Genomic DNA, 16,140 nt, shown 5'->3' with positions numbered 1-16,140 from the left:
GGGAACGGGAACGGGGATGGGGATGGGGATGGGGATGACAAGGATGGTCGGCCGGTTTCGGACGGGCGTGGTTGGCCGATCTCATCAGGAACGTACGCGCGTGTTGTCCTGATGTACAACGTGGGCGCCGCCGCGAGCTTCGAGACTCGGTTCCATGACCGAAGTGAGCATCCGTACCGTTCACGACGTCGCCGGGATCGGCGCGGTGGCCGACCTCTTCAGCGACGTCTGGCAGACGCCCCGCAGCAACCCGCCCTATCCGGCGGAGGTGCTGCACAGCCTGGTGCACGCCGGGGGTGCGGTGCATGCCGCGTACGACGGGACACGGCTGGCCGGAGCCGCCGTCGCCGTGTTCGGGGAGCCGGGACGGCAGGACACGTACTCCCTGGTCGCCGCGGCCGATCGCGGGGTCGGCCACGCCGTGAAGCAGGCCCAGCGCGCCTGGGCCCTGGAGCGCGGCGCCCGCACCATGCGCTGGACCTTCGATCCGCTGGTCGGCCGCAACGCCCGCTTCAACCTGGTCAAGCTGGGGGCCACCGGCACGGAGTACCTGGTCGACTTCTACGGGCCCATGGCGGACGGGGTGAACGACGGGGACGAGAGCGACCGGCTGACGGTGACCTGGGATCTGGCCGCGCCCCGCACGCCCAGTACACCCAGTACACCCGGGGAGACCGGCGATCGTGACGCCGCGCCCGCCACCCACCTCGCCCCCGACAACGCCTTCCTCGCCCGCCGCGACACCTCCGACCAGCACATCTGGTGCCGGGTCCCGGACGACGTCGTCAAGCTGCGCGCCGCCGACCCGGTGCTCGCGCTGCGCTGGCGCCACGCCGTCCGCGCGGTCTTCACGGAGGCCTTCGCCGAGGGGTACGTCGCCACGGGGATGTCCCGCGACGGCTGGTACACCCTCACCCGCCCCGTCACGGAAGGCGCCGCATGAAACTCGAACGCGTCGAAGTCGTCCACATCGCGCTGCCCCTCGTCACCCCCTTCCGTACCTCCTTCGGGACCATGACGACGAAGGACACCTTCCTTCTGCACGTCGTCACGGACGCGGCCGAGGGCTGGTCGGAGTTCGCCGCCGACCCCGAGCCGCTGTACTGCTCGGAGTTCGTGGCCGGCGCCGAGATCGTGCTCCGCGACTTCCTGCTGCCGCGCGTGGCCGCCCTCCCGCATCTCACGGCCGCCGCGTTCGCCCCCGCGATGGCGAAGATCAAGGGGCACGAGCTGGCCAAGGCGGCCCTGGAGACGGCCGTCCTCGACGCCGAGCTGCGCGCGCACGGCATGTCGCTCGCGACCTACCTCGGAGCCGTCCACGACCGCGTGCCCGCCGGAGTGTCGGTCGGCATCAAGGACTCCGTCCCGGCACTCCTCGACGACGTCGAGCGCTACCTCGCCGAGGGGTACGTCCGGATCAAGCTGAAGATCGAACCCGGCTGGGACCTGGAGCCCGTACGGGCCGTGCGTGAGCGCTTCGGGGACGCGCTGCCACTCCAGGTGGACGCCAACACGGCGTACTCGCTCGCGGACGCCGAGCACCTGCGCCGGCTCGACGCGTTCGGACTGCTGCTCATCGAGGAGCCGCTGGAGGAGAACAACCTCCACGCGCACGCGAGGCTCCAGCAGCGCATCGCCACCCCCGTGTGCCTCGACGAGTCCCTGCACAGCGCCCGCGACACCGCCTCCGCGATCGCCATGGACGCCTGCCGGGTCGTCAACGTGAAGCCCGCCCGGGTCGGCGGCTACCTGGAGGCGCGCCGCATCCATGACGTCGCTCACGCGCACGGGGTGCCGGTCTGGTGCGGCGGCATGCTGGAGACGGGCATCGGCCGAGCCCCGAACCTGGCCCTGGCGGCCCTGCCGGGCTTCACCCTCCCCGGTGACACCTCCGCCTCCAGCCGCTACTTCGCCGAGGACATCACCGAGCCCTTCGTCCTTCAGGACGGTCATCTGCCGGTGCCGCGCACTGAGGGCATCGGGACCGAGCCGCTGCCGGAGGCGCTGCGCCGCTTCACCACCGCCCGGCGGGACCTGTACGGAGGCCGCGCCGAGCGGTGACGTTAGATTGATCCTGTGCTCTCTCGCCTCACACGCCTCCAAGCCATCGCCGTCTGCGCCGCTCCCGTCGTGGCCCTGCTCGCCACGGCGGCGTTCGCGCCGCTGCCGTTCTCCGTGGCGCAGCCCGGCATGACGGCGAACGTTCTCGGCGAGAACAAGGGCGACCCGGTGATCACGATCAGCGGAGCGCCCACCCGCACGACGAGCGGGCAGCTGCGGATGACGACGATCGAGGCGACGGGGCCGGACGCGAGCGTCAGCCTCGGTGACGTGATCGACGGCTGGTTCCGTACGGACCGGGCCGTGATGCCGCGCGACTCGGTCTACCCGAGCGGGAACTCCGTCAAGGAGATCGAGCAGCACAACGCCGACCAGATGAAGCAGTCCCAGGACACGGCCACCGAGGCGGCACTGTCCTATCTGCACGAGAAGAACGACGTGAAGGTCACGCTCAAGCTGGCCGACGTCGGCGGGCCCAGCGCCGGACTGCTCTTCACGCTCGGGATCATCGACAAGCTGGACGGCGACGGCAGCGGCGGCGACCTCACGGGCGGTCGCAACGTCGCGGGTACGGGGACGATCGACGCCGACGGCAAGGTCGGCGCGGTCGGCGGGGTCGCCCTGAAGACGCAGGCCGCCCGGCGCGACGGCGCGACGGTCTTCCTGGTCCCGAAGGCGGAGTGCTCGGACGCCAAGTCGGAACTGCCCAAGGGCCTGCGACTGGTTCCGGTGACCACGCTCAAGGGCGCGGTCGACGCGCTGGTCTCCCTGGAGAAGGGGAAGGGCTCGGTCCCCAGCTGCTAGCGGGCCGCGCCAGCGAGCCGCTAGTGCGCGACGGCGACGCGGGGGGCGGCGGCGAGACGCAGGCCGACCTCCACGAGGGTCCAGCCGAGGCGGGTGCGGAGTTCGCCGGGGTGGCGGGTGGAGGTGGCCAGGCGGTGGGTTTCGGCCTGGGCCCGGAGCTCGGCGGCGCGGGTGTGGTGCAGGGTGAGGTGGGTTTCGGCGTGCGTCATGGGTGCGTCTCCGTTCGGTCCTGCGTGACGGGGAAGGCGTGGGTGTGGATGCGGACCTGCTCCGCGGCGGGGTCGTCCTCGGCGTCGGCGAGGGGTCGGTAGCTTTCGAGCAGGTCGTGCATCTTTTCGATGAGTTCGCGGGCCTGCCCGGACGTCAGTCGTAGGGTCCAGTCGCTCATGTCGCTGGCCCGGTACCAGTCCTCGGACCAGTCGTCGCGCGTACCCAGCCAGGTCGACAGCTCACGCGTGTGCGTGGTCGCGACCTCGTGCAGGTACATGTCGGCCGCTCCGCGGACCGTCGGGTCGCCGTCCTTGAGCAGGTTCGCATCGAAGTACACGCCCTGGTCGACGGCTTGCCACCAGCGCTCACGGCCCTTGCCCCGCTCGGGCGCGTCCTCGACGAAGCCGTGCGTGGCGAGCTGCCGCAGGTGATAGCTGGTAGCCCCGCTGGACTCGCCCAGCCGCTCGGCGAGCATCGACGCGGTGGCGGGCCCCCGCTGCCGCAGCGCGTACAGCAACTGCATGCGCAGGGGGTGGGCGATGCCGCGCAGTGTGCGGGCATCGAGGGTGCGGACCAGTCGTTCCTCGGGCAGCGGTTCCTTGGGCTCTTCCATGCATGCAAAGGTAGCGTTGCAAAGAAGTAGTTGCAAGGATTTCTTTGCAAGCACTTCGTTGGAAGCCGTCGTCCTGCTCGCCCTCCCTTGACGAATCGTTCCCAAAGGTTGAGCGGGAGTGAGCCTGTTGCCAGCGTGCAGCTGAGCATGAAAGGGCGAGGGTGCCCCGGGGTTCACGCCGGGGAGGAATCGCCTCTTGTGGCTGCGACGCGGAGTGTCACCGCATCTGCACTCGGCGGGCGCGGAGTGCCCGCACGGCTGCCTAGGCCAGGAAATACGAACAGCTGCCCGGCAGGTCACTGAGCCGTACAAGCTCGGCCGTTCACGGCCGAGAGGTGACGCCACCTCCCCGGTCGTCGGTCAGTGCTCGGTCGCCGCCTGCTCAACCAGCGGGATGATCCGCAGCGGAACGGGGTTCTCCATGACGATCGCCGTGGAGGCCCGGACGATGCCATCAAAACCGACGACCCGGTCGATCACGCGTTGGAGATCGGCGTTCGAGCGGGCCACCAGGCGGCACAGCATGTCGCCGCTGCCGGTGGTCGTGTGCAGCTCCAGCACCTCGGGGACGGTCGCCAAGTGCGCCCGTACGTCCGTGCCTTGTCCCTGCCGGATCTGCAGCGTCGCGAAGGCCGTGACGGGGTAGCCGAGCGCGGCCGGATCCACCTGCGGACCGAATCCCCGGATGACTCCATTCGATTGAAGGCGGTCCAGCCGGGCCTGCACGGTGCCACGCGCGACCCCGAGCCGCCGGGACATCTCCAGCACGCCGATGCGCGGCTCCTCGGCCAGCAGCACGATGAGCCGGCCGTCCAGGTGATCGATTGCCATGCCGCCCTCCCGGGTGGTCATCATGTACAGAACGCCCGCAGGCATGGGCGTTTTGCTGAGCATATTGTCCAGCTCTCACGCAAACTATTGCGCACCTTGTGGAACGGAGAGAGTCTGCGGCCATGACGCAGACCACACACCTCACTCCCGACACCGCCCGGCAGGCAGACCCCTTCCCGGTCAAGGGAATGGACGCGGTCGTCTTCGCCGTCGGCAACGCCAAGCAGGCCGCGCACTACTACTCCACGGCCTTCGGCATGCGGCTGGTCGCCTACTCCGGACCGGAGAACGGCAGCCGTGAGACGGCGTCGTACGTCCTCGAGAACGGCTCGGCACGCTTCGTCCTCACCTCCGTCATCAAGCCCGCCACCCCCTGGGGCCACTTCCTGGCCGAGCACGTGGCCGCGCACGGCGACGGGGTCGTCGACCTCGCCATCGAGGTCCCGGACGCGCGCGCCGCGTTCGCGTACGCCGTCGAGCACGGCGCCCGCCCGCTCGCCGAGCCCTATGAGCTCAAGGACGAGAACGGCACCGTCGTCCTCGCCGCGATCGCCACGTACGGCGAGACCCGGCACACGCTCGTCGAACGCACCGGCTACGACGGCCCGTACCTCCCCGGGTTCACCGCCGTCGCCCCGATCGTCGAACCGCCCGCCCACCGCACCTTCCAGGCCATCGACCACTGCGTCGGCAACGTCGAACTCGGCCGCATGAACGAATGGGTCGGCTTCTACAACAAGGTCATGGGCTTCACGAACATGAAGGAGTTCGTGGGCGACGACATCGCGACCGAGTACAGCGCGCTGATGTCGAAGGTCGTCGCCGACGGCACGCTCAAGGTCAAGTTCCCGATCAACGAGCCCGCCATCGCCAAGAAGAAGTCCCAGATCGACGAGTACCTGGAGTTCTACGGCGGCGCGGGCGTCCAGCACATCGCGCTGAACACCAACGACATCGTGCAGACCGTACGCACCATGCGCGCGGCCGGGGTCCAGTTCCTGGACACGCCCGACTCGTACTACGACACCCTCGGCGAGTGGGTCGGCGACACCCGGGTCCCCGTCGACACCCTGCGCGAGCTCAAGATCCTCGCCGACCGCGACGAGGACGGCTATCTGCTCCAGATCTTCACCAAGCCGGTCCAGGACCGTCCGACCGTCTTCTTCGAGATCATCGAGCGACACGGCTCGATGGGCTTCGGCAAGGGCAACTTCAAGGCGCTCTTCGAGGCGATCGAGCGGGAGCAGGAGAAGCGCGGCAACCTGTAGGGATCAAACGCGGATATCTGTCACCTGTCATCTGTCAGCCGTTATCTGTCACCTGTCACCTGTCACCTGTCACCTGTCACCTGTCACCTGTCAGCGTGACGCCGAGTGCCCCGGTGTTGGTGTCGGTGTCGGTGCCGGTGTCCGCGCCGTGCTGGGTCGACGGGGCGCCCTCGGGGCCGACGGGTTCGCCGGATTCACGGCAGTGCCCGGCGGCCCCGCCGCCTCCTCCGGCTCCGTCGGGGTCTCGTCCTTCGGCTCGGGCGGCGGCTCCGCGGGCGGCTCGCCGAGGGCGGCCAGGGCGTGCCGGGCCTGGGGGGCGAGGACGGGGGAGAAGTACGGGTTGATCTGGAGGGACTCCGCGACGTGGCGGCGTGCGGGCGCGAGCTGGCCCAGCTCGCGTTCGATCTGCCCCCGGTGGAAGACGTACAGCGCGCTGCGGACGCCGCCGCCCTTCGTCTTGTCCGTCGCCGTCGTCGCGAACTTCAGCGCCTCCTCGTCCTCCTCGGCCCGGTGCAGCGCCCATCCCAGCGCGTCCGCGACGGCGACACCGGGCTGGCGCTTCCACTCCTCGCGCAGCCGGCGCACCGCGTCGTCCGGATCGCCGTGGTCCGCCTCGAACAGCCCGAGGACCAGTTCGTCGTCGACACCGGCCGCGGCGTCGGTGCGCACCCGCTCCCGCAGTAGGGCGTACTGCGTCTGTGCCGCGTCGCGCTCCCCCAGCGTCTCGTACAGCTCGCCCAGCTCCAGCGCGTACCGCGGATCGGGCTCCTGGGCGAGCGCCGACTGGTATGCACGCAGCGCCTCCGCGTTGCGTCCGAGCGCTGCCAGCGCACGCCCCTGTCCGGCGAGCGCGCCGTGCTGGTCGGGGTCGTTGCTCAGCGCGGCCTCGTAGTAGCGCAGCGACTCCTCGCGGTCCCCGCGCTCCCAGGCGAGCCGGCCCGACTGCGCCAGCCAGGTCGCCCGCTCGGCCGGAGCGGTGGCGCCCGCCGTCGCGTCCGCGAGGGAGGCCACCGCGTCCTCGCGCCAGCCGCGGTCCCAGTACACCTGGGCGGCCTCGGCCAGCACCGGCGGCCCGTGGTGCAGCCTCTGGAGCTTCTCCAGCGCGCCGCGGCTCGCGTTGTAGTCACCCAGACCGGTGCAGGAGTCGATCAGCAGCGGATACGCCGTCCACCGCTTCGGCGCCAGCTTCAGTGCCTCCTCGGCCCACTTCCGCCCGGTCCGGAAGTCGTTGCGGGCGTTGGCGAGCGCGGCCAGCCCCTCCAGCGCCGTCGGGTTCCCCTTCGGCTTCGTCTGCAGTGATGTGCGCAGCGCCTGCTCGGCCTTCGGGAAGTACGCGGGCGTGGCAGTCCGCTGCCCCTGCTCCACGTACGCCGCGCCGAGCACCGCCCACGACCGCTCGTCGCGCGGATGGGCGCGCAGATGGGCCTCGTGGTCGCCGATGAGCGCCACCAGATCGGGCAGCGCGGCGGGCACCCCGGCCCCCACCGCCGTCCCCGCCCGTGCCACCGGACCCGACGACGGCGGCGCCGCTGTCCGCCGCGCCGAGGGCACCAGCACCAGCACCCCGCCGAGGACGACAGACCCCGCGACCAGGCCGATCAGCACGTGCTTGGCGACGGAGGGACGCCGCCCGGAGGGCCCCTGGGGCGCGAGCCCCGTGAGCACCGGCTGTCGCTCTTCGATCTCCATGCCGCTCACTGTGCGTCAATACGAAGACCACACCCCGGCACGCCAAGCCCCGCGTGGATGGGGTTCACACCGATGGCCCCGAGTGCGACGCTGTGATCATGAGCCGTATCGAAGCCCCGCGCGACGAAGTCACCGGCAACCTCGTGGACCGCCTGCTGAGCGGCCTGCCGGCCGAGGCCGTCCTCATCGACCCGGACGTCACGGCCTCCTACGCGAACGACATGGCGAGCTTCTGCGAGGCGGGCACCCCCGCCGTCGTCGTCCTGCCCCGTACCGTCGAACAGGTCCAGCACGTCATGCGGATCGCGACCGAGCTGCGTGTCCCCGTCGTCCCGCAGGGCGCCCGCACCGGCCTGTCCGGCGCCGCCAACGCCTCCGACGGCTGCATCGTGCTGTCGCTGGTGAAGATGGACCGCATCCTCGAGATCAACCCGGTCGACCGGATCGCCGTCGTGGAACCCGGCGTCATCAACGCCACCCTCTCCCGCGCCGTGAACGAACACGGTCTGTACTACCCGCCGGACCCCTCCAGCTGGGAGATGTGCACGATCGGCGGAAACATCGGCACGGCCTCCGGCGGCCTGTGCTGTGTGAAGTACGGGGTGACGGCCGAGTACGTCCTCGGCCTCGACGTGGTGCTGGCCGACGGACGGCTCATGTCCACCGGACGCCGTACGGCGAAGGGGGTCGCCGGGTACGACCTCACCCGCCTCTTCGTCGGATCCGAGGGCTCGCTCGGCATCGTCGTACGGGCGATCCTGGCGCTCAAGCCGCAGCCGCCCCAGCAGTTGGTGCTGGCGGCGGAGTTCGGATCGGCGCGGGCCGCCTGCGACGCCGTGGTCCGGATCATGGAGGGCGGGCACGTCCCCTCCCTCCTGGAACTCATGGACCGTACGACGGTCAAGGCCGTCAACGACCTGGCCCACATGGGCCTGCCGGAGACCACCGAGGCGCTCCTCCTCGCCGCCTTCGACACCCACGACCCGGCCGCCGACCTGGCCGCCGTCGGCGCACTGTGCGAGGCCGCGGGCGCGACGCAGGTGGTCCCCGCGGAGGACGCGGCGGAATCCGAACTGCTGCTCCAGGCGCGGCGGTTGTCGCTCACCGCGCTCGAAGCGGTCAAGGGCACCACGATGATCGACGACGTGTGCGTGCCGCGCTCCCGGCTCGGCGACATGCTCGAAGGCATCGAGCGCGTCGCCGAGAAGTACTCCCTGACCATCGGTGTCTGCGCGCACGCGGGCGACGGCAACACCCACCCCACCGTCTGTTTCGACGCCGACGATCCCGACGAGTCGCGGCGCGCCCGCGAGTCCTTCGACGAGATCATGGCCCTCGGTCTGGAACTCGGCGGCACCATCACCGGTGAACACGGCGTCGGAGTCCTGAAGAAGGAGTGGCTGGCGCGCGAGCTCGGACCGGTGGGCGTGGAGATGCAGCGCGGCATCAAGGCCGCCTTCGACCCACTGGGCATCCTGAACCCGGGCAAGGTGCTTTAGGACCCCGCCTCGGCCGTTTCCGCGGGCCGAGTGCGGTCACCCCCGTCACTTCCGTCACTCCCGTCACCCCTCTCACCCCCGTCACCCCCGGCCCCGTTCCGGTGAAGTCGGTCCAGGAGGGCCAGTTCGTCCTCGCTCAGCCGCAGGGCGCCGGCGGCCACGTTGGCGGCCAGGTGGTCCGGGTCGCCAGTGCCGGGGATGGCCAGTACATGCGGTCCGCGATGCAACGTCCAGGCCAGCCGGACCTGCGCCGCGCTCACCCCGTGGGCCCGTGCGACGGCCCGCACCTCGGCGGCGTCGGCACCCCGCGCGCCCGCCGTGCGCCCGGCCCCGGCGATCGCCGGGCCGCCCCAACTCGCCTATCCGGCGGGGGCGTCGGCACCCTGTGGGAACCCCGGCCGCCCGCCGGGACCGATGCCCTCGCCGCCGTACTCGGCCGCTCGCGGACCCTGCTGCTGACCGAACTGGAGACCCCGGCCTCCACCACCGAGCTGGCCCACCGCACGGGGCTCTCGCCGGCCGGGGTGTCCCAGAACCTGACCGCACTGCGCGACGCGGGCCTGGTCAGCGCGCACCGGGCCGGTCGCTCGGTGCTGTACGCGCGCACATCGGTCGCGGAGACCCTGCTGGCCGCGGGCCGCCCGTAGGGCACCGGCGCTCGGCGGATTCACACGCCGTCCGTCGACTCGTCCGACGGCCACGGGTCGCGCAGCCACAGGTCGTCGGCCGGGGTCGGGGTCAGCAACTCGGCGAGGCCCTCGTCGATGCCGAGCTGCCCGGCCTCGAAGCCCGGCGGGACCGCCCGCAGGGTGCGCTCCAGCCAGGCGGACATCTGCGCGGTGGGCGCTTCGAGGAGGGCGTCTCCGTCCGGGGAGCTGAGCGCCATCAGGACGACGCTGCGGCCCGCGACCTTCGTCGGCCACACCCGTACGTCGCCGTGCCCGCACGGCCTGAACACCCCCTCGACGAGCAGTTCACGGGCGAAGGTCCAGCTGACGGGATGGTCGGAGCCGATGTGGAAGGTGATGTGGACGGCGTACGGGTCGTCGGAGCGGTAGGTGAGCCGGGCCGGTACGGGGATGCTGCGTTCGGGCGACAGGACGAGGTTGAGCTCGAGTTCGCGTTCCACCACGGTGTGCATGTCGATGCGCTTCCTTTCGGGTACGGGGCCCTCAGGGCGGGCCCGTACGAGTGGAGAGCGCGATCACACGGAACCATTACGCGGGTTCGAAGAAGTTTTTTGGCAGGCGTTCCGAGGCCGTGTTCCGGGCGGCGACCGCTTGTGGCGGAACCTTGCTCGAAAGAGGTGGGTACGGCGGGAGCGCCGCTGACAGGCGCGCCCGTCTGATAGATGTGGAGCCCCTAAAAACCCCCGAGCAGATACGGGACGACGGACATGAGCGCCCCAACCCCGGCCCCCGGCGACGACCGGCCCCGTGAAGGGTATTACCCGGACCCTTCCATTCCTGGATATGTCCGGTACTGGAACGGTGCCTCCTGGGTACCGGGTACGAGCCGTCCCGCGCCCTCCGACGGCGTACCGCTCACGCCGCCGTCCGGCAACCGGCCCACGGCCCCCGTTCCCGCGCCCGCTCCGGCCCCCGCCGAGGAGACCGGCCCGCACTTCTTCGACGAGGATCCGCAACCCGCGGCCGAGCCGCGCCGGGTGAGCCCGGCCGAGGCACAGCACGGCAGCAGGCCCGAGCCCGCGGCCTCGTGGGGCGCCGACCGCTCCCAGCAGTCCGGCTTCGGCGGCGAGCAGGACCGCCGGGTGTCCTGGGGCGGGCCCCCGACGGCCGACCCGCGGCTGGCGCACGCGGCCGAACCGGGAGACGCGGTCGTCCAGCCGGACGGTGAGTCCGCCCGCGCCGACGGCACGGCGACGATCCCGCCCGCGGACTTGGGCGGCGCCGCGCAACCTCCCGCGTCCGGCGGCACCGTGGTGTTCCGCCGCCCGACGGGACCGGCGCGGACCACCGGCGCCGAGGGCGCGTCCGCGGCCCCGGCGAGCGGCGCGCAGTTCGGCGGCACCGGTCACCCCGACGGTGCCGCGGAACCCGCTCCTTCCGAGGGCACCATGATCTTCCGCCCGTCCGCCCCGCGCACGGGGCCGCAGCGCGGGGCGCAGACCGGGGGCACGACTCCGGCCACCGGCGCACCGGGGGCGGACACGCCCGCGGCGGGCGGCCAGGCCGGGGCCGGGGGTGGCTTCGGCGCCGGGCAGGCCGCCCAGGCCGCGGCGGAGGCGGCGGCCCAGTCCGCCGCCGCGCGGCAGCCGGCCACCCCCGCACCCTCCACCCCTTCCACCCCTTCCGCCCCCTCCACTCCTTCCGTCCCCCAGCAGTCCACCGGCCCCGCCGCCACGCCTCTCACCAGTGGCCCCGGTGGGGGACAGCCGTCCTGGGCCCAGCAGGTGCACCGGCTCGCGGGTGACCCGGGCGCCGACGGGCAGCCCGTCGTGCCGTGGAAGCCGCCGGTGGACGACGTGTTCCAGGCCGCCGCCCGCAGACAGTCCGAGGCGCGCCCGGCGAGCCTCGGCAGGCGGCTGCTGGCCCGGATCGTGGACACCGCGGTCCTGGCGACCGTCACCGCCGTGGCCGCCGTACCGCTGGGCACCAAGACGATCGACCACATCAACGAGAAGGTCGACGCGGCCAAGCGGTCCGGCCAGACCGTCACGGTGTGGCTGCTCGACGGCACGACCGCGGGCTACCTCGGGATCGTCCTGGCCGTCCTGCTCCTCTTCGGCGTCCTCTACGACGCGCTGCCCACCGCCAAGTGGGGCCGCACCCTGGGCAAGAAGGTGTGCGGCATCGAGGTCCGGGACATCGAGGGCCACGAACCCCCGTCCTTCGGGCGGGCCCTGCGCCGCTGGCTCGTCTACGCCGTCCCCGGCGTCCTCGTCATCGGTGTCGTCGGCATCCTGTGGTGCCTGTTCGACAGGCCCTGGCGCCAGTGCTGGCACGACAAGGCGGCCCACACCTTCGTGGCCGCGTAGCCGCCCGTACGCCGTCGTAGTGGCCTGACTCTCCGCGCGGCGGCGCGGCCGCCGGGGGCCCGGTCCCCCGGACGGCCGCTCGCCGGATGCGCGGCGGCGGGGTTCGCGGTCGACTCGGGCCATGAGCAGCGAACCGCCGCCCCCGGGTTCGGGTCAGCCACCGGACGAGGATCCGTTCAAGAAGCAGCCCCCGCCTGCCGAGGGCGGCGGCTCCCCGTACGACGGCCCTCCGCCGCCGACACCGCCCCAGGGCTCCCCGTACGACTCCCCGTACGGCGACCAGCCGCCTCCGCACGGCGGCGGCGACCCTTACGGCCCCGGCGGTCCCTACGGCGGTGACCCGCTGGCCGGCATGCCTCCGCTCGCCGACAGCGGCAAACGCACGGTGGCGAGGATCATCGACATGATCCTGGTGGGCATCGTGGTGTGGCTGCTGTCCTGGGCCTTCGGGGTCATGCAGTACAACATGAACGCCGACAAGATCGAGTACAGCAGGGGCTTCGGGCAGTCCGTGATCGCCGCGGTGCTCTACGTCGGCTACGACACCGTCATGATCAGCAAGTCGGGGCAGACCCTCGGCAAGAAGCTGTTCAACCTGCGCGTGGCCAACCTCGACAACGGCTCCACGCCCTCCGTGCAGACCACGCTGGTCCGCTCGCTGGTGCTGTGGATCCCGTTCGCGTTCTGCTGCGCGTGCATCTGGACCGCGATCGCGGGCGGTTGGAGCTTCTTCGACAAGCCCTACAAGCAGGGCCTGCACGACAAGGCGGCCAAGACGGTGGTGGTCAGCACGGGCTGAACGGGCTGACGTACGCGATCAGCCGCACTCCACGAGGAGACGGCTGACCGGGACAGCGGCGGGTTCGTGGAATCACGGGCCCGCCGGTTCGCGTACGGCGGAGACAGACGCCGACGACACGGACACGGACAGGGACGCGGCGACGGACGCGGTCTCGCGCTGTGCGGGCACCCGCTCCTGAACGGGGGCCGGTGCGGGAGCCGGTACGGCGGCCACGGAGCCGGAACGCACGCGCTTCGGCAGCGGAACCGTTACGGCGACGAGCAGTCCGAGAGCGAGTGCCGAGAGGGTGATCACCGCGATCCCCAGGCCCGAACTCGTCTGAGACAGCAGCAGCATGGCAAGGGTGGAGAAGATCACGGTGCAGGAACCGTAGGCGAGCTGTGCGGCGGTCGGACGAGGCATGGCGATTCCTCGGGGTGGGGGTACTCCCCCCGTGCCTCTCGCGATGGGGGAGGATGCGGACAACAACGGGATCGGACGGCGACCGGGACGATCGACAACGGGAGTGGGGCCGCCGATCAGGGTGGGGCTGCGAATCGTGGGACGACAACGGTGTCGACTTGTCAATCCGTTGACATTCCAACGTTCCGCCAATCGACTCTATTCGCCTGCATGCCCGAGTGGAACGTCCGGTAAGCGTGACCTTACCCACGGTGCCGGAGCACAGGGGGCGCACGGAGTCATCGCGTCCACCAAGTGGACGGACGGACGCGCCCGTTGAGAGAGCCGATCACGGTTCGGATAGCGAACTGCCGCTCCGCATAGTGCAGTTGCCAGGTTCAAGTCAAGATCTGTCTTTTCTTTGGTAACTCCGGTCGAATGTCGTCACTTGACACGCGTATACGCGCGCGGACCTCCATCACCCCGGGATCCCCCCATCCGCGCGAACGGAACGCAGGGGAGGACTTCAAGTGACCAGCAGACCATGGACGTTCAGAGCGGCCGCGGTGGGTGTGGCCCTCGCGGCGGCCACCGCCACGTTCTCGACGTTCGCCGTTGCGCAGGCGGATGATGCCGCATCGGCGGCGGCCTCGGCGAGCGCGAACCGCCACGAGCCCCAGCCGGCCGGCAACGAGGCCGAACACGACCTCGACGGCCCGCTCAGCAAGACCCAGGAAGCACAGCGCGAAGAGGCCCTGAACCAGGTCATATCCGGGGACGCGAAGGTCCAGGACCGGAACGGTTCGCGGGTCGTCAAGCTCAAGGGCAAGAACAAGTACGTCGAGCTCGGCCGCGAGAAGACCGACAAGATCTTCACGATCCTGGTCGAGTTCGGCGACCAGGTCGACAGCCGCTACGGCGGCACCGCGGGCCCGCTGCACAACCAGATAGCCGCGCCCGACCGCACCCAGGACAACAGCACGGCCTGGCAGGCGGACTACAACCAGGCGCACTTCCAGGACCTCTACTTCGGCACCGGCAAGAACACCGAGTCGCTGAAGAAGTACTACGAGAAGCAGTCCTCGGGCCGCTACTCGGTCGACGGCGAGGTCACCGACTGGGTCAAGGTCCCCTACAACGAGGCCCGTTACGGCTCCAACAAGGCGTCCACCGGCGCCTGGTACGCGGTCCAGGACGGTGTCACCGCCTGGGTCGCCGACCAGAAGGCGGCCGGCAGGTCCGACGCGGACATCAAGGCGGACCTGGCCAAGTACGACCAGTGGGACCGCTACGACTACGACGGCGACGGCAACTTCAACGAGCCCGACGGCTACATCGACCACTTCCAGATCGTGCACGCCGGTGAGGACGAATCCGCGGGCGGCGGCGCGCAGGGCGAGGACGCGATCTGGGCGCACCGCTGGTACGCGTTCGGCACCGACGCGGGCGCCACGGGCCCGGCCGGCAACAAGCTCGGCGGCGCCGCGATCGGCGACACCGGCATCTGGGTCGGCGACTACACCATCCAGCCGGAGAACGGCGGACTCGGCGTCTACGCGCACGAGTACGGCCACGACCTCGGTCTGCCGGACGAGTACGACACCACCAACTCGGCCGAGAACTCCACGGGTTTCTGGACCCTGATGTCCTCCGGTTCCTGGCTCGGCACCGGCAAGAACGCCATCGGTGACCTGCCCGGCGACATGAACGCCTGGGACAAGCTGCAGCTCGGCTGGCTGAACTACGACACGGCGAAGGCCGCGACGAAGTCGAAGCACAAGCTGGGTGTCGCCGAGTACAACACCAAGAACAAGCAGGCCCTCGTGGTCTCGCTGCCGGACAAGGCGGTCACCACCCAGATCGTCACCCCGGCGCAGGGCTCGACCCAGTGGTGGAGCGGCAGCGGCAACGACCTCAAGAACACGCTGACGCGTTCCGTCGACCTCACCGGCAAGTCGTCGGCCGCCCTCACGCTCGACGGCTGGTACGACATCGAGGCCGACTACGACTACCTGTACACCGAGGTCTCGACCGACGGCGGCGCCAACTGGACCGCGATCGACGGCACGGTGGACGGGCAGCCGATCCCGCGCGACGGCAGCGGCAAGCCCGCGCTGACCGGCACGGTGGACGCGTACAAGAAGCTGTCGTTCCCGCTTGACGCCTACGCGGGCCAGAAGATCGACCTGCGTTTCCGCTACCAGAGCGACGGTGGCGTGGCGCTGAAGGGCTTCGCGGCCGACGAGATCGCCGTGACCGCGGACGGTTCGGCGCTCTTCTCGGACAACGCCGAGACCGCGGACGCCGCGTGGACCGCCGCCGGCTTCTCCCGCGTCGGCGCGTCCTTCACCGACGACTACCCGCAGTACTACATCGCGGAGAACCGTCAGTACGTCTCGTACGACAAGACCCTCAAGACCGGTCCGTACAACTTCGGCTTCTCGACGACGCGTCCGTCCTGGGTGGAGCACTACCCGTACCAGAACGGCCTGTTGATCTGGAAGTGGGACACCTCGCAGAAGGACAACAACGTCAGCGCGCACGCGGGCTACGGGCAGATCCTGCCGGTCGACTCGCACTCCACCGCGCTGAAGTGGTCCGACGGCACGCTGATGCGCAGCCGGATCCAGTCCTACGACTCGCCGTTCAGCCTGTACCGCACGGACGGCCTGACGCTGCACAGCGCGGACGTGGCGACGAAGATCCCGTCGAAGCCGGGGGTGCCGGTCTTCAACGACCACACCAGCACCTACTACGACACGACGGCCCCGACCGCGGGTGTCAAGATCACTGACACCAACACCAAGATCAAGATCGTCAAGGAGGCCCGCGACGGGTCGACGATCTCGCTCGAAGTGGGCCCCGCGGTGAAGTAACCGGCATTTCCGCAGGTCAGAAGCGTATCGGCGGCGACCCCCTGGCGGGTTGCCGCCGATCGTGTTTAGGTGCGTCCTGTGGATTTCTTATTGACACCGGTGCGCACG

The 16,140-nt window shown here is 70.6% G+C and carries 14 protein-coding genes and 2 pseudogenes; 9 read left to right on the top strand and 7 right to left on the bottom strand.

Annotated elements, in window-relative coordinates; genetic code table 11:
• Positions 1 to 154 precede the first annotated feature (154 nt).
• The 3 genes from ACFVWD_RS13955 to ACFVWD_RS13945 are packed head-to-tail and all read left to right on the top strand — an operon-like array spanning position 155 to position 2,865.
• Positions 155 to 943 (top strand): chorismate synthase, encoded by a 789-nt coding sequence (locus tag ACFVWD_RS13955; RefSeq protein ID WP_389596039.1) that lies wholly within the window; start codon positions 155 to 157, stop codon positions 941 to 943.
• Positions 940 to 2,061: an o-succinylbenzoate synthase gene (gene menC / locus ACFVWD_RS13950; protein WP_389596037.1), complete on the top strand. Its 1,122-nt coding sequence runs from the start codon at positions 940 to 942 to the stop codon at positions 2,059 to 2,061. Before ACFVWD_RS13955 ends, menC begins: the two co-directional genes overlap by 4 nt.
• Positions 2,062 to 2,076: 15 nt before the next feature.
• Complete coding sequence (locus ACFVWD_RS13945; RefSeq protein WP_168508928.1) at positions 2,077 to 2,865, top strand: PDZ domain-containing protein; 789 nt, start codon at positions 2,077 to 2,079, stop codon at positions 2,863 to 2,865.
• Between the two features lie 20 nt (positions 2,866 to 2,885).
• Here ACFVWD_RS13945 and ACFVWD_RS13940 read toward each other — a convergent pair whose 3' ends face one another.
• From ACFVWD_RS13940 to ACFVWD_RS13930, 3 genes are all read right to left on the bottom strand, one after another.
• Positions 2,886 to 3,074, bottom strand: coding sequence for a hypothetical protein (locus ACFVWD_RS13940; protein ID WP_389596035.1), 189 nt, complete (start codon positions 3,072 to 3,074; stop codon positions 2,886 to 2,888).
• A complete protein-coding gene (locus tag ACFVWD_RS13935) occupies positions 3,071 to 3,688 on the bottom strand; it encodes an ArsR/SmtB family transcription factor (RefSeq protein WP_389596033.1) in 618 nt (205 codons plus the stop codon). The genes ACFVWD_RS13940 and ACFVWD_RS13935 overlap by 4 nt, the downstream gene beginning before the upstream one ends.
• 360 nt (positions 3,689 to 4,048) lie before the next feature.
• On the bottom strand, positions 4,049 to 4,519 hold the full coding sequence (locus ACFVWD_RS13930; RefSeq protein ID WP_054229681.1) for an Lrp/AsnC family transcriptional regulator: 471 nt from the start codon (positions 4,517 to 4,519) through the stop codon (positions 4,049 to 4,051).
• Positions 4,520 to 4,641: 122 nt separating this feature from the next.
• Here ACFVWD_RS13930 and hppD point away from each other — a divergent pair, with 122 nt between their 5' ends.
• Positions 4,642 to 5,787: a 4-hydroxyphenylpyruvate dioxygenase gene (gene hppD, locus ACFVWD_RS13925; protein WP_389596031.1), complete on the top strand. Its 1,146-nt coding sequence runs from the start codon at positions 4,642 to 4,644 to the stop codon at positions 5,785 to 5,787.
• Between the two features lie 90 nt (positions 5,788 to 5,877).
• Here hppD and ACFVWD_RS13920 read toward each other — a convergent pair whose 3' ends face one another.
• Positions 5,878 to 7,476, bottom strand: a complete 1,599-nt coding sequence (locus ACFVWD_RS13920; RefSeq protein ID WP_389596029.1) for a tetratricopeptide repeat protein — start codon at positions 7,474 to 7,476, stop codon at positions 5,878 to 5,880.
• Positions 7,477 to 7,568: 92 nt separating this feature from the next.
• Here ACFVWD_RS13920 and ACFVWD_RS13915 point away from each other — a divergent pair, with 92 nt between their 5' ends.
• On the top strand, positions 7,569 to 8,975 hold the full coding sequence (locus ACFVWD_RS13915) for an FAD-binding oxidoreductase (RefSeq protein WP_097284911.1): 1,407 nt from the start codon (positions 7,569 to 7,571) through the stop codon (positions 8,973 to 8,975).
• A gap of 89 nt (positions 8,976 to 9,064) precedes the next feature.
• Here the strand turns inward: ACFVWD_RS13915 and ACFVWD_RS13910 are convergent.
• A pseudogene (locus ACFVWD_RS13910) lies at positions 9,065 to 9,316 on the bottom strand (aldo/keto reductase); the annotation flags it as partial.
• Between the two features lie 4 nt (positions 9,317 to 9,320).
• On the opposite strand from ACFVWD_RS13910, the pseudogene ACFVWD_RS13905 reads away from it, so the two are divergent.
• A pseudogene (locus ACFVWD_RS13905) lies at positions 9,321 to 9,622 on the top strand (winged helix-turn-helix domain-containing protein); the annotation flags it as partial.
• Positions 9,623 to 9,642: 20 nt separating this feature from the next.
• Here ACFVWD_RS13905 and ACFVWD_RS13900 read toward each other — a convergent pair.
• Entirely contained in the window at positions 9,643 to 10,116 is a 474-nt protein-coding gene (locus ACFVWD_RS13900; RefSeq protein ID WP_389596027.1) for an SsgA family sporulation/cell division regulator, read from the bottom strand.
• 255 nt (positions 10,117 to 10,371) lie between these two features.
• Here ACFVWD_RS13900 and ACFVWD_RS13895 point away from each other — a divergent pair, with 255 nt between their 5' ends.
• On the top strand, positions 10,372 to 11,973 hold the full coding sequence (locus tag ACFVWD_RS13895) for an RDD family protein (RefSeq protein WP_389596026.1): 1,602 nt from the start codon (positions 10,372 to 10,374) through the stop codon (positions 11,971 to 11,973).
• A gap of 121 nt (positions 11,974 to 12,094) precedes the next feature.
• Complete coding sequence (locus ACFVWD_RS13890; RefSeq protein ID WP_389596024.1) at positions 12,095 to 12,772, top strand: RDD family protein; 678 nt, start codon at positions 12,095 to 12,097, stop codon at positions 12,770 to 12,772.
• A 72-nt stretch (positions 12,773 to 12,844) separates the two neighbouring features.
• Here ACFVWD_RS13890 and ACFVWD_RS13885 read toward each other — a convergent pair whose 3' ends face one another.
• The gene (locus ACFVWD_RS13885) at positions 12,845 to 13,177 is read right to left on the bottom strand and encodes a hypothetical protein (protein ID WP_389596023.1); all 333 of its coding nucleotides are present in this window, start codon (positions 13,175 to 13,177) and stop codon (positions 12,845 to 12,847) included.
• Positions 13,178 to 13,686: 509 nt separating this feature from the next.
• Between ACFVWD_RS13885 and ACFVWD_RS13880 the strand changes: the two genes are divergently transcribed.
• Complete coding sequence (locus ACFVWD_RS13880; RefSeq protein WP_389596022.1) at positions 13,687 to 16,032, top strand: immune inhibitor A domain-containing protein; 2,346 nt, start codon at positions 13,687 to 13,689, stop codon at positions 16,030 to 16,032.
• Positions 16,033 to 16,140: the final 108 nt, after the last annotated feature.

The organism is Streptomyces sp. NPDC058086 (assembly GCF_042885015.1).
Taxonomy (GTDB): domain Bacteria; phylum Actinomycetota; class Actinomycetes; order Streptomycetales; family Streptomycetaceae; genus Streptomyces.
This window is presented reverse-complemented; position numbering and strand designations above follow the sequence as displayed.

Excerpts from the sequence above, each read along its gene's own strand:
- ACFVWD_RS13955 (WP_389596039.1), top strand. The coding sequence starts at position 155 with ATGACCGAAGTGAGCATCCGTACCGTTCACGACGTCGCCGGGATCGGC.
- menC (WP_389596037.1), top strand. The coding sequence starts at position 940 with ATGAAACTCGAACGCGTCGAAGTCGTCCACATCGCGCTGCCCCTCGTC.
- ACFVWD_RS13940 (WP_389596035.1), bottom strand. The coding sequence starts at position 3,074 with ATGACGCACGCCGAAACCCACCTCACCCTGCACCACACCCGCGCCGCC.
- ACFVWD_RS13935 (WP_389596033.1), bottom strand. The coding sequence starts at position 3,688 with ATGGAAGAGCCCAAGGAACCGCTGCCCGAGGAACGACTGGTCCGCACC.
- ACFVWD_RS13930 (WP_054229681.1), bottom strand. The coding sequence starts at position 4,519 with ATGGCAATCGATCACCTGGACGGCCGGCTCATCGTGCTGCTGGCCGAG.
- hppD (WP_389596031.1), top strand. The coding sequence starts at position 4,642 with ATGACGCAGACCACACACCTCACTCCCGACACCGCCCGGCAGGCAGAC.
- ACFVWD_RS13920 (WP_389596029.1), bottom strand. The coding sequence starts at position 7,476 with ATGGAGATCGAAGAGCGACAGCCGGTGCTCACGGGGCTCGCGCCCCAG.
- ACFVWD_RS13900 (WP_389596027.1), bottom strand. The coding sequence starts at position 10,116 with ATGCACACCGTGGTGGAACGCGAACTCGAGCTCAACCTCGTCCTGTCG.
- ACFVWD_RS13895 (WP_389596026.1), top strand. The coding sequence starts at position 10,372 with ATGAGCGCCCCAACCCCGGCCCCCGGCGACGACCGGCCCCGTGAAGGG.
- ACFVWD_RS13890 (WP_389596024.1), top strand. The coding sequence starts at position 12,095 with ATGAGCAGCGAACCGCCGCCCCCGGGTTCGGGTCAGCCACCGGACGAG.
- ACFVWD_RS13885 (WP_389596023.1), bottom strand. The coding sequence starts at position 13,177 with ATGCCTCGTCCGACCGCCGCACAGCTCGCCTACGGTTCCTGCACCGTG.